Below are 12,799 nucleotides of genomic sequence, written 5' to 3'. Positions count from 1 at the left end.
AGGGTGCAATCCCAAATTAAGTTTAAGGCCCAGCTTGTTTTAATATAGTCATTCACAATCTTTATTGATAAAAAAATATATGTTATCCTCTTCGCTTTTCGTGCATGTATTTCATCCAGTTTTTTAACTTAAAACTGTAAATAAAGTATCCGACACCAGAGACGGCAGACACCCCGACGGAAAGCTGTAAGATTAGTTGGTGAGAAGTATGTATCCCTATCCCAATTCCTATAATACCAAAGAGTGTTAATTGAAATAATTGTTTTTTGTAATTTTCATATATAGTAAATTGAAAATGTCTTCGTTGCTCGGTTTCCTTTATATCATCCAGTTTTTCAGGTAGTTTTAGAAACTCTGTAAAGGAATGGAAAGTCTTAAATAAAGGCTGTGATTGCAACCAAAACGAAAGAAACGACCACTTGTTATTCCCTTGTTTCCTTAACCAATTCATAAATACTGGTTTTAATACGTTAATGAGTTCATCTTCTGATGCCAAGCTGCGTAGCATTCCTTCCATTGTAATGAAAGACCGACCTAAGAAAACAAATCTCGTGGGTACTTGAATTGGAAGTGCTTGAATTATAGCATTCAATTCTAATTTTAAAGCTATAAGATCCATTTCATTTAATTGTGTAGATTGAAAAGACAATATTTCAGCCAGCAACCTTTCCATCGTCCTTGGGTCTGCTTCAGGCAGCAAGAACCCTAGATGAGTCAAGCATTCCACAGCTTTAGGGTAATTTTTTGACAGCAAACTCTCAATTAATACTTGAAAATAAGTCGCATCCTTCTTAGAAATTTCCCCTACCATTCCGAAATCTAGTAATATGATTTGTCCATCCTTTGATACAAATACATTTCCTGAATGAGGATCAGCATGGAACATACCAGGTTCAAGCCACTGTGGAAGAAAAACTTCAATGAGATGCTCAGCCAATTCAGATCCGTTAACCTCTAATTGACTTATTCCTTCTTTATCTGTCAGCTTTATTCCATAGACCCATTCCATTACCAATACCTTTGGTGTACTTAGCTCGGAATACACGTCTGGAATTTTCACTCTGTCAACATCCTTAAAACGTTCTTTAAAATAGAGCAGATTATTTTTTTCCTGCGAAAAATCAAGCTCCCGTACAATAACTTCCTTGAGTTCTTTAAACAAAACCTTTAAATTTATAAATCCTTTTGGCATGGGAACAAAATGATGGGCAAACCAAATAATAATACTTAACGTACGGAAATCCGTTTGTATGATTGATTGGATATTTGGGCGTTGTACTTTAATGGCAACTGGTTTGCCATCTTTTAAAACCCCCTTATAAACTTCCCCTATAGAGGCAGAAGCTATCGCATTTTTTTCAACGTGAAGTAAGAATTGATCTAGGGGACCTCCCCATTCTGCTTCAATAATCTCCTTAATTTCCTCCCAATTAGAAGGGGGAACTTGATCTGTAAGGTCTTGAATTTGACGGATAAACTCATTTGGAAGCAAGTCCTCTCGAATGCTTAATAATTGTCCCATTTTAATAAGTAATCCTTCTAATTCAAATAATGTTTTTCGAAATCTACTCCCTATTTCTCCCCATAATGTATCCCAATCAGCTTCAGATTTTTTTCTAACTTTGTACCAATAAATTTGAATGAAGATGACAAATGCCATTGATAATACCTTTGACATTCGTTTCAATTTACTCATAGATTTCATCAAATCACTCATTTCTTTATTATTCCCTATTAAAAGTATCCTGCCCCCTATATTCAGTCACTATAAACAAATAATAACATAACGCTTAGCAGTTTAATTGAAATTTCTGAAACTTGTAAATTAAGATAAAGACCATCATTCGATGATCTCGCATGGCTTAGTTAATTGGAAAATATTCATTCGAATATTGATATGCCAGTATTTTGCACGTTACAACCTTCTATACTCCTTTTTCTTCAAAACGTTTTAAATTCTTGACATGCCCCATTACTATCAATATATCCCCTATCAAGATGATATCATCAGGCATGGGTGAAATGTTTACATTTTCCTCTCTCCTGATAGCCAGGATTGTACAACCGAACTTTGCACGGATATCTAAGTTTACCAGGGAACGATTCGATACTCTTTTTGTTGCAACCAACTCAATAATACTATAGTCTTTGGACAGTTCAATATAATCTGTAATTTTCCCGGAATCCAATTGGTTTGCAACACGTATTCCAATTTCCTGTTCAGGGTGAATGATACGATCGGCACCGATTTTTTCTAAAATTTTGTGATGTTTCTCATTTTTGGCTTTAACCCAAACATTTTTGACTCCCATCTCTTTTAAAATTAATGTAGATAGGATACTTGGTTGAATTTTTTCTCCAATCGAAACAACTGCATAATCGAAATTTTTTATTCCTAGTGATTCTAATGCTTCTTGGTCTGTTGCATTTGCAACCGTTGCGTAAGACGAGTTATTCATTACTTCTCTTACATTCTCTTCATCTATGTCAATTGCCAGCACTTCATTTCCTAAATGATATAATTCTTTGCAGACGGTGCTGCCAAAAGTGCCTAATCCAATTACTGCAAATCCCTTTTTCACGATTATCCCCCTTTTCCAGTCCATACACTACATGAAGTAAGCTATCCTTATTTCAATCATGTTTATGATTATGTATCACTTTATAAATAATACTAACTCCCAAAAAGGTTAACCCAAGTCCTCCTATCAAAAATATGAGTGCATAGGTAAATAATAAAAAAATCTCCAAATAACTCACTCCATTTTCAAAAAATTCATTCACTAATTACCTTATAAAACAATAGGAAAAGACCAACACAAAAAAGACCATCACAAATAAGAATGGTCTTAGGCTAAACCTTTGACCTTTCTCCCGAAACAAATAAACAGAACGCTTACGAGGTTAGCTGTCGGATTAGGGACTGAGAGTATCCCTTCTTACAAGGTAAGATTCACCCCAAGATAGCTTTTCATCTATCAAAATGGTTCCCCCGCTCAAAAAAGATTCAGCGAATAAAAGGTGTATGGATATTTTATTATTATAAAATACTCCTATTCTATTCAATTGTCAACAGTCTCTACTGTTCTAAAAAACAGATTTCACTCAAATAAACACTCGCATTGTTAACAACAGAAGTTATCAAGTTTCATTCTATAAAACGTCGTTCAATTATTCTCATCGATAAACTCTAACTGGAATTCCAACTCGAGTGAAGATATGTCTTTTCCTTACTACTCTCTTCTGTTTGGTGCAAGACCTTTAATTAGCAATTCTGTCCACTCTGCTGTGTATGGTACAACTTTTTCATATATCTGCGGATTAGAAATACCTTCAACAAGGGTCCTGAAATAAAGCAGCAGAAACTCATCGGAGTATTTTAAGTCCACCTTTCCTTCTTTACGCCCTCGATGGAACAAATCTAACATCATACTATAGCTTTCTTTGGAGAATTTATCCATCATCAAAGACAATCCGTCGTCCCCTTTCTCTGTAATATACTCCATCATATCCATATAAAATGATTGATTGATTTTATTTAGATAATGGATCTTATTTTTGCTCATCGCAAGAAGTGTTTCTTCAAAAGGTCCATTCTCAGCCATGATCTTTTTTGCTTTTTCACCCATCTCATCAAAAAAACACGTAAAAACTTCATGGATAAGATTTTCTTTCGTACCAAAATACTTAAATACAGTTGTTTTTGCTACGTTTGCATGCTTTGCAATCTCCTCCATGGTTACATTTCTCCCGCTGGCATTTGTGTTCATCAATTCAAAGGTTGATTCTAAAATCTGTTTTTTCTTTTCCTCTGTTCGTTTTTGAAAGCCATTCAAATTTAATACCCACTTCCTATATGTCATGAAAAATATTTCATAAGATAATTGTATTCTTTCCTATATTATATACGAATATTTACGAACTATCAAAGATATAATAGTATAAAATTATATTGACTGCAAGATGATAAAAGTATATTATGAACTTAAATATCCATTATAGTTTAAAATTTTGCCTAAGAAGAGAAAATATGAATCAAAAACATATGGACAGTTTTCTTTATCTGATGTTTTTACTTCTCTTCTCTTTAAACAGAAAGTACCTTACTTGTAAATGAAGTTCAATTTATTAACGAAGGAGTGTCTGTATGGTGGAAAAAGTAATTAACTTAAAAGGTTTGAAAAAGAAATTTGGTAAATTTCAAGCATTAAATGATGTGACGTTCTCTGTAAATGCTGGAGAAGTTATTGGTTTTATTGGTCCAAATGGTGCTGGTAAATCTACAACTATCCGTACTTTATTGGGAATTATCAGGCGCGATGACGGTCATGCAGAGATTTTTGGAAAAGATGTTTGGAAAGACAGTATTGAAATTCATAAACGTATTTCCTATGTTCCTGGAGATGTCTCTCTTTGGGGGAGTCTCACAGGGGGGGAAATTATTGATTTGTTTATTAAATTGCATGGTGGCGGAGACAAACAAAAACGTGATTATTTAATTAAACGCTTTGAATTAGATCCTAAGAAAAAAGCGAAAGGATATTCTAAAGGAAATCGGCAAAAGGTTGGTTTGATTGCAGCGTTATCTGTTGATTCGGATTTATATATTTTTGATGAGCCGACTTCTGGTCTGGATCCTTTAATGGAAGCAGTCTTCCAAGAAGAAGTGGAAAAAATAAAAGAAGCAGGTAAAGCAATCTTGCTATCTTCCCATATTTTAAGTGAAGTAGAACGCTTGGCGGATAAGGTGGTTATCATTCGCCAAGGTGAAATTGTGGAAACGGGCACCCTTGATGAATTACGTCACTTGACACGCACTACAGTAACCTTGGCAACAGAAGGAAATGTGGCTGAAATTTCAGAAGTAAACGGCGTATATGATTTCGAACAAAGTGATAATCAAGCTACATTCTCTGCAGATAATCAATACCTCAATGATATCTTGTTGGCAGCAACCAATCTGGGGGTTAAAAAGTTTGAAGCTGTACCACCTACTCTTGAGGATTTATTCATGCGTCATTATGAGGGCTAAGCTTTAAAAGGAGGGAAGAAGCGATGAGGGAGAAATTTGCACGTTGGGATTCACTGTTTGCACTATATTTGAAACGTGATTGGAAAAAAATAATAGTTTGGATATTAGGAGTTGGGCTGTTTTCAGCAGGATTTGTTTCAGCCTTTGAAGAAATAGCAAAAGGGCAAGGTTTGGCGGGGATGTACGAAACACTAAAAAACCCTGCAATGATAGCCATGGTAGGTCCTACACCAGTAGAAACAGCAGCGGATTATACGTTAGGCGCAATGTATGCGCATGAAATGTTACTATTCTGCGGATTATTTGCGATGATAATGTCTGTTTTACACGTGGTCAGTCATACCCGTAAAGAAGAGGATCTCGGCCTTACTGAGCTTGTACGCTCCTTTCAGATAGGTCGTCAAGCAAACTCGCTTGCTTCCATGATTGAAACCATTGTCATTAATGCCTTACTTGCACTTTTTATTGGTGGAGTAATGATGAGCTTCGGTGCCGATACGATTTCTGCTGAAGGTTCCCTTTTATTTGGAGCCTCCATCGGATTTGCCGGGATTGTCGGTGCAGGAATTGCACTTGTTATGGCCCAAATTATGCCGTCCTCGTCCAGTGCAACAGGTTCAGCACTTGGGATAGTAGGATTGCTTTATATTGTTCGTGCAGGGACAGATGTCTCCAATGTTGATTTATCTATAATCAATCCACTTAGTTGGACTTATTTAACGTATCCCTTCACGGAAAACAACTGGATTCCGCTTATTTTTGCTTTGATTTTTAGTGTAATCGCAGTGATCGTTGCATTTTCTCTTGAAGGCGCACGTGATATGGGCGCAGGCTATCTTCCAGAGAGAGAAGGTCGAGGAAATGCAAAAAAATCTTTATTATCTGTTCGGGGGTTGTTTACCAAGATTAATAAAGGAGTGATGATTGGCTGGTTGGTTGCCTTTGTAATTATGGGGGTGGCCTATGGTTCAATTTATGGAGACATGCAAACTTTCCTTGAGAGTAACGAAATGATGAAACAGATGTTTTCTCAATCAGGAGTTTCTATCGAAGAATCATTCACTGGGACGATTATGATGGTCATGATTGTTTTGGTTTCTATTTTGCCAATAGTTATTGTCAATAAACTTTTCACTGAAGAAAGCCGCTTGCACTTAAGTCAGATTTATGCTACAAAAGTGACTCGCGGCCAACTTTATTGGACCAGTATTGGTTTAGCGGTTTTTTCAGGCTTAGCAGGGATTTTATTAGCTGCCAGTAGTCTTGGGGGCACAGCCATCTCCGTAATGGGAGATAGTGCAACAATGGATATAGTGGATTTTCTTACTGCTGGTTACAACTTCTTACCATCCGTATTATTCTTTACTGGTCTTGCGGCTTTAGCTCTCGGTTGGGTACCGAAACTAGGTAAATTGGTTTATTTTTATCTTGGCTATTCCTTTGCCCTAAACTACTTTGGAGGTATATTAGACTTACCAGAATGGTTTTCAAAAACAGCCATTCAAAGCTGGATTCCACAAATGCCAATGGATAATTTTGATGCTCCAATCTTCATTACAATGACTGTGATTAGCATCGCTTTAATGGTAATAGGTTATCTTGGTTATAGTAGACGGGATATGGTTGAAGGAGCTTAATATTAACCAATTTGGAAGTGAAGTTAGTTAATGACTTAATGCCAACACCTATATAGCATTAGCGCCATTATTGAACAACAGTAAATAACTATATATTGAAATAAACCGCATTTTTCAACCGAAGAATGCGGTTTTAAGGGTGACCAGACATGCGTATATTCTCTAGGTTTGAAGTACCGATCCACGAAGGCATTAGTAGTGGTTAGCTTAAGACAAGGGTATCTGGGGGATTCAGAAGCTGGAGGGGTGACTTTTTTCTCCCAGACAATAATTATTTGCCCCCCTGGAATAAACCCGTTCAGATGAGAGCAAGTATTATTCCAGATTTACGCCCGTTAAATAGCCTTTTTGTATCAGCGCAAATCTTTATTACAGAAAAGCACCATATTGTTAAACAGCGCAGGTCTTTATTGCTTCGTCCTTTTTAAAAACACCAATCAACAACATAATAAGTCCTATCGAAAAAATAATTGGAAAAGCATAAAACGTCATTAATGCAGCCCAGGGATTTCCTGCAATTTCAGCATAAGTTATACCAATAGAATAAGCTAAGGGTAGAGAAATCAGGAGCATAATAGCAATCCCCCATAACTTGTATTTTCCTTTTTTCGGCTTACCTCTGCTAAGTAAGTAAGCTATGAGGACAGTTAACAAAGTAATTAAATAACCTAAAGTCTTCGGAGAAATATTGATATTCTTTTGCGCAAAAAAATTATCAGGAAATACTATAAACACTAAAAATCTTAACCAAGGTATAACAAGAAAAATTAATGAAATGGTGAGAACAGACAATAAAACTATCCGTATCTTCTTGCTCATATTTACGCACCTCTCTATTAGTCTCCATAATAAAATTCAATAATGCTGCCCCGTTATTTAATAAATTCAACAAAAAAGGGTGCTTCTCCTTCTTTAGAAAAACACCGGATCACAACTAAAGGATATTACAGTTTCGCTAACCCTAAAAGTGGAAACAAAAAGAATGATAGCTAAATTACTACAGTCCGCGGTATTGTGCCAACCAGGTATTTAATTCCTTGAAAGGGTCGATTGCAGCTTTTAGCTATTATTCTTTTACCACATCCATTTGCGGCGTAGGAATGGTGATTAAAAATAGCTTTAAAATAAATTTTTTAGTTCTATTCTAACTTATAAATCTTTTGAAACACTGAACCTGCTGGATCGATGTACATATAATAAGCACCTTGAGAATCATCCACATTTACAATAAACGGTAAATCAAGTGTCAATGACTCACTTGGTTTGATGTCAGTCGTAAGTTCTTCTGAAATCTCACCATCTAGCATATAATTAAACCCTTCTCTTTCAGATTCAAGTAGAGAGATATTTGAGTTCTCTTCAAATTTGAAGGTTTCACTACCGTTATTAGTCACAGTAACATTTACTATGGCAAGATAGAAAGCTGAATCCTCTTCAAAACCAATAAGATATTCCTCCATCGGTTCTCCTTTAAATTCCCTTGTTATTGTAAAATCATTCACTGTTAGTGCGTATGGCTGATTAATCATAATGGATTCCTCGAAATAAGCAGTATCCCCTACATAATAGTATTCTTTTTCATCATTTTCAGATTCATTATCTGGCTTTTTTGGAGTAGCGTTAGCTTCCTTATTTTCCGTTGAAGTTTGTTCAGATTGATTTATTTCTTCCTCTGAGATGCTTTCTGTCGACTGTTGCTGTGATACATTATCATCGCTGTTGCACGCTGCCAATACAATGCCAGTCAACAAAATAATTAAAATTTTTTTCATCTTCCCTCTTACTCCTCTCTACTTTCAAGTAACGAACATTGGATATTTCATCCAAATTTTAATTATATCATTTTGATTTATCATCAACAATAGAACCAGATGCTGAATTATCACAATCCGTTACGAAAACTTAATTATATCAACTCTTATAAAATTACCGAACTTTATTTAAAATGATCACCCTTCATTATAGACTAGCAAACTTTGGTTCAAAGCCAAATTTACAAAAAAAACGATCAAATTGATGACCGCCTTGTTAAACTCTTGCACCCGTTAACGCAATAAGAAGTGAGCTACGGGCTAGAATTAAACCTTCTTTATTCTTTATTAAGTAAAAGTAGGATAGCCTTTGAACTTGTTCATCCAACAGGGCTTTGTTTCTTTGTTTAAAAACCTCAAAGTTATAGTAATCATCTCCACGGCTCGGAACCATTTCCTCAAAGTAAGCTCTGTTTTCAAGTTCAAATTCAAATAAATTCTCTAGATCTTCAGCTTGTAATTTCTTAATCATAATATTCATCAAAATTACCACCGATCAGTTAATTAATGTGCTATCCTTCTTTAAGATAAGCACCCATTACTTTAAATTACAACTCTGTTATTCTAATTTAGACAGCCCTAATTGTATTATCATCACTTGTCATTCCGACAAAATTGAGAATTAGTATATAGAACGGATAAATTATCAATCCACCTATTGCTAAAAGACCAATAACAGGATTGGGGGCATCTCCGCCATTAGTTATTGGAAATAAAGATGCGAATACATAGATAAAAAGAACAAAGTAGGGTATCCAAAGGATGACTGTCCAAAAGTTTGCTTTTCTCCTTCCCAACCATTTTTTTGTTAAGAAATGGATTAGTATTGTACCACCTATAATTCCGATAATAAGCGTTAAACCAGTCAAAATATTTACCTTACCTATTTCCCAAATTGTTAGCCTTGTTATTCTATACACATTTAACATAAGTTCAAGAGGAACAAATATCATTAGAGCGTACAGAATACTAACAACATTTAATTTCAAAAAATATTTCATATAATAATCCTCCAATGATTTTCTCATATTCAAATCTACTGCCACAACTTAATGCCTATATAAATCAATACTAACATAATAATTCAAATATTTAATTTTCCATAAGAAAAAGGCAATCATTGGCTTCAGCCTCCGTTCTGCCGAATCTACCTGTACTTCAAACCCCTTGACCTGTCAGTTAAGACGCATGCAGGAGTATTGACGGGATGATTTCAAGAAACATGGTTCTATCATTCCCATCCTTAGTTGTAAAGTTAAGATTAATCTTAGATAATCTTCTGTTTTTCACGTATATAACGCTTATAACAGAACTTGTCGAGCGGCACCAGTTAGTCGAACTAGAATTTTTTAGTTAAATTATTTTCTCCATAATTCACAGTCATTTTATTTGACAAAATAATTTATTTATGCTATAATTTACAGTTATCATTTTATTGTGTATAATAAGATTCTCCTGGCCAGGGGAATCTTATTCTTTTATATATGGGAGGAAAAGGGTATGAAACAAAATGAATCCAGTTTAACTTCCTTAGTATCGGCTTTCGGTCGTGCATATCATAATAAATATGACACACCCAAAATTTTTGATGATTTTTTGGCAAACAATTTAATTTCCGAAGAAGAGTTTTCAGCTATCAGCAGTAATATGATTAACGGTATACAGTTTTTCAACAGAGATATTGGGAAAAAATTTAAAGATGATTCAGAGGAAATTTTAAAATGGATTACACAGATCCAACTTTCCCCAACACCCTTAGCACGCTCTGCCTATTGCGAAAAAGTATTACTTAATGAAATTAGGTTAGGTGTAAAACAATATGTCGTACTTGGAGCAGGCCTAGATACTTTCTGTTTCCGATATCCAGAGTTAAAAAGCAGCTTAAAGATATTTGAAATTGATCATCCAGCTACACAAGAATTTAAAAAGAAAAAGTTAGAGGATGCTAAACTTAATATCCCGAATAATCTACATTTTGTTTCTATGGACTTTACTACTAAATTTTCCCATCAAGATCTAGCTGATGAAGGGTTTAATAACAAAAAAACTTTCTTTAGCCTCTTAGGTGTTTCATATTATTTAACTAAAGAGGAAAATAAGGACTTGATCAATCATTTATTTGCTAACGTCCCACCTGGTAGCTCCATTGTTTTTGATTATGCAGATGAAAAACTCTTTAAAGAAAAAGGAATATCTAATAGAGTTGAAAATATGGTAAAAATGGCTTCAGCAAGTGGAGAACCAATGAAATCGAATTTCACTTATAATGAAATAGAGAATATGTTAGAAAAATTAGGTTTACTAATTTATGAACATTTATCACCAACTACGATAAATGAGCTTTTCTTTAAAAATAGGACGGATTATTTGTCTGCATTCGAGACAATCCATTTTATCCACGCTGTAAAGAAATAATTTTCTAATTTGAAAGCCTCTCAATGATAATGGTGATTGAGAGGCTTTTACTATTTCAATGCGACATTCAATTAATATCGCTTATTAAATTATTCTGCCAAATAGCACAATAAAGGCGATTGCTCTTATTGCGCTATCGCACCAGTTACTTAAGAAGAACATGGCAATAGCCAATTATAATTCATAACACTATATTTACGATATTATCCACCCATTCAGAATCTTCCCGCACTCCCAATGTATCACAAAGAGAACGATGAACTTCCTTGAACTCGAGAACAATGCTCTTCATAACATCAAGAATTTCGACTGTATCTCTTCCACATTCCCAACTTTCAAGCAGTGATTTCTGCCAAACCTCCAACTCACTTCTACTGCCTTCATATTTTGCCCAATCACCAAACGTATTTGGTTGATTCCCAGAAATCATATACCAAGCAGTTGACATGGATAGCCTCAACTTATCAATACAATTTAAAGCATAATAATACTCTCTTCGCATCGCTCTTCTATATGCTTCATGTAAATACGAAAAATACTTTGTTCTCCATATTTCAAATTCTTCTACTGATGGTTTCCATCGATCGTGTCAGAGTATCAGCCATCATTCCATTCGTATCCTTTATAATCTTTATGTTTTTTAACCATGTAGATGGTTGAATATTTTCTGGAGTGTAATAAAAAATATCGACTTTAACAAAACAATTATAGTGAGCAACAGTATAAATGGAGGACGGATATAAGTCTTCAAAATAAAGAACGTCTCCCCAGTTCTTTGCACGTTCATTTTTATTTGCAATATATTCCTTTATGTAGTCAGGTTTGACAACTACCCTCAAGTCAATATCCGAGAAAACATCTGTATTTCCATTCCCGATTGATCCACCATAAAAAAATGCCAGGACCTGATCATCGGCTAATAAATCCCGTTGAATTGCATCTATTAATTTTTTACGATTATTGGGCAATACTGAGTCTCTATCCTTATGATCACTTACAAATCTACACATTAAAAAAACAATCCCTCTTATAAAGTATTTACAGTTATATTTCTATAAGGATTCACTATATCCTTCTTTAACTAAACTGCCATTTAGCATAAAAAGCGATAGGAGTTGCCGAAATGACAACTCCTTCTTCCGTTTAAGCACCAGTTAGCTTACTATTGAACATTTAATAACTCGATTAATTCTATGATTTCTTCATCATCTCTTGGCTCAATAGACACTAGCTCTGTATTTTCAATAATATCTGTGTATAAACTTTTATCCGCAGGGTAACTGCCATCCCAACGTAAAGGAACATTGTATACATTAATCGTGCCATCCCCATTACCACTATAAGTTACTGAACCATCTACTAATCGAGAACCTGCTAACTGGATCACATCTTCTGGATAAGCAGCACTTGTGTCATCATTAGGATTGATGGGTTCTTCAGAAGAAATATGTCGAACATTCAATTCAGCAATCTCCTGATTTGGTCCAAGCTGAGACCAAACTCGAGCGTATTCAATTTGCTCATTAGAGTACTGTGATAGTGTTTCTTTGGCTTCCTTATCGCTTACATTAGTGCCACTATTTTCAGATAAGGTACTATCCGAATCACCTTCAACAGATTCTTCTGAAGAAGTGTCATCCGCATCATTTGTATCTGATTCCTCTAACTCGCTTGCAGACGCAATTTCATCTGTTTCGTATGTATCTTCTTCTGTTGATTCTATAACTGAACTGTTTTCTGAAGGGTCACTTGAAGAATCTTTGTTTGCATTACTTCCGCATCCTACTAGCAAAAATAAAGCAACACTTAAATAAATAATCTTTGTTAGTTTATTCATTCGTCATACCATTCCTTTCATTATTGTAAGCAATACATTTAATCTCTTAATAATCTCCCGCCAGTCA

13 protein-coding genes and 1 riboswitch are annotated in these 12,799 nt (G+C 34.9%); of the genes, 3 read left to right on the top strand and 10 right to left on the bottom strand.

Going from position 1 to position 12,799, the window contains the following annotated elements; all coding sequences use genetic code 11:
* Positions 1-82: 82 nt before the first annotated feature.
* The 3 genes from CIL03_RS00235 to CIL03_RS00225 form a co-directional block, all read right to left on the bottom strand.
* A complete protein-coding gene (locus tag CIL03_RS00235) occupies positions 83-1,717 on the bottom strand; it encodes an ABC1 kinase family protein (protein ID WP_240507968.1) in 1,635 nt (544 codons plus the stop codon).
* A 208-nt stretch (positions 1,718-1,925) separates the two neighbouring features.
* On the bottom strand, positions 1,926-2,606 hold the full coding sequence (locus tag CIL03_RS00230; protein WP_165767868.1) for a potassium channel family protein: 681 nt from the start codon (positions 2,604-2,606) through the stop codon (positions 1,926-1,928).
* Between the two features lie 272 nt (positions 2,607-2,878).
* Positions 2,879-3,023: riboswitch (cyclic di-AMP (ydaO/yuaA leader) on the bottom strand.
* Between the two features lie 210 nt (positions 3,024-3,233).
* A complete protein-coding gene (locus tag CIL03_RS00225) occupies positions 3,234-3,836 on the bottom strand; it encodes a TetR/AcrR family transcriptional regulator (protein ID WP_094883210.1) in 603 nt (200 codons plus the stop codon).
* Between the two features lie 311 nt (positions 3,837-4,147).
* Here CIL03_RS00225 and CIL03_RS00220 point away from each other — a divergent pair, with 311 nt between their 5' ends.
* Together CIL03_RS00220 and CIL03_RS00215 are read left to right on the top strand one after the other, a co-directional pair.
* Positions 4,148-5,032: an ABC transporter ATP-binding protein gene (locus CIL03_RS00220; RefSeq protein WP_420855371.1), complete on the top strand. Its 885-nt coding sequence runs from the start codon at positions 4,148-4,150 to the stop codon at positions 5,030-5,032.
* A 23-nt stretch (positions 5,033-5,055) separates the two neighbouring features.
* A complete protein-coding gene (locus tag CIL03_RS00215; protein ID WP_094883209.1) occupies positions 5,056-6,669 on the top strand; it encodes an ABC transporter permease in 1,614 nt (537 codons plus the stop codon).
* Positions 6,670-7,059: 390 nt separating this feature from the next.
* Here the strand turns inward: CIL03_RS00215 and CIL03_RS00210 are convergent, their stop codons facing one another.
* From CIL03_RS00210 to CIL03_RS00195, 4 genes are all read right to left on the bottom strand, one after another.
* Positions 7,060-7,488 (bottom strand): hypothetical protein, encoded by a 429-nt coding sequence (locus CIL03_RS00210; RefSeq protein WP_240507967.1) that lies wholly within the window; start codon positions 7,486-7,488, stop codon positions 7,060-7,062.
* 320 nt (positions 7,489-7,808) lie between these two features.
* Entirely contained in the window at positions 7,809-8,441 is a 633-nt protein-coding gene (locus CIL03_RS00205; protein WP_094883208.1) for a DUF4352 domain-containing protein, read from the bottom strand.
* Between the two features lie 256 nt (positions 8,442-8,697).
* Entirely contained in the window at positions 8,698-8,961 is a 264-nt protein-coding gene (locus CIL03_RS00200) for a hypothetical protein (protein WP_240507966.1), read from the bottom strand.
* A gap of 88 nt (positions 8,962-9,049) precedes the next feature.
* Positions 9,050-9,481: a hypothetical protein gene (locus CIL03_RS00195; protein ID WP_094883207.1), complete on the bottom strand. Its 432-nt coding sequence runs from the start codon at positions 9,479-9,481 to the stop codon at positions 9,050-9,052.
* Positions 9,482-9,980: 499 nt separating this feature from the next.
* Between CIL03_RS00195 and CIL03_RS00190 the strand changes: the two genes are divergently transcribed.
* The gene (locus tag CIL03_RS00190) at positions 9,981-10,895 is read left to right on the top strand and encodes a class I SAM-dependent methyltransferase (RefSeq protein WP_094883206.1); all 915 of its coding nucleotides are present in this window, start codon (positions 9,981-9,983) and stop codon (positions 10,893-10,895) included.
* A 181-nt stretch (positions 10,896-11,076) separates the two neighbouring features.
* Here the strand turns inward: CIL03_RS00190 and CIL03_RS20025 are convergent, their stop codons facing one another.
* The 3 genes from CIL03_RS20025 to CIL03_RS00180 all read right to left on the bottom strand — a co-directional run bounded on the left by CIL03_RS20025 (position 11,077) and on the right by CIL03_RS00180 (position 12,732).
* On the bottom strand, positions 11,077-11,343 hold the full coding sequence (locus CIL03_RS20025) for a hypothetical protein (protein ID WP_240507965.1): 267 nt from the start codon (positions 11,341-11,343) through the stop codon (positions 11,077-11,079).
* Between the two features lie 106 nt (positions 11,344-11,449).
* Entirely contained in the window at positions 11,450-11,905 is a 456-nt protein-coding gene (locus CIL03_RS20020; protein ID WP_240507964.1) for a hypothetical protein, read from the bottom strand.
* Between the two features lie 152 nt (positions 11,906-12,057).
* On the bottom strand, positions 12,058-12,732 hold the full coding sequence (locus CIL03_RS00180) for a hypothetical protein (RefSeq protein WP_094883205.1): 675 nt from the start codon (positions 12,730-12,732) through the stop codon (positions 12,058-12,060).
* Between the last annotated feature and the right edge of the window lie 67 nt (positions 12,733-12,799).

The organism is Virgibacillus indicus, assembly GCF_002266285.1.
Lineage (GTDB): Bacteria > Bacillota > Bacilli > Bacillales > Amphibacillaceae > Virgibacillus_K > Virgibacillus_K indicus.
The sequence above is the reverse complement of the archived record's forward strand: the minus strand, read 5'-3'. Positions and strand labels throughout refer to the sequence as shown.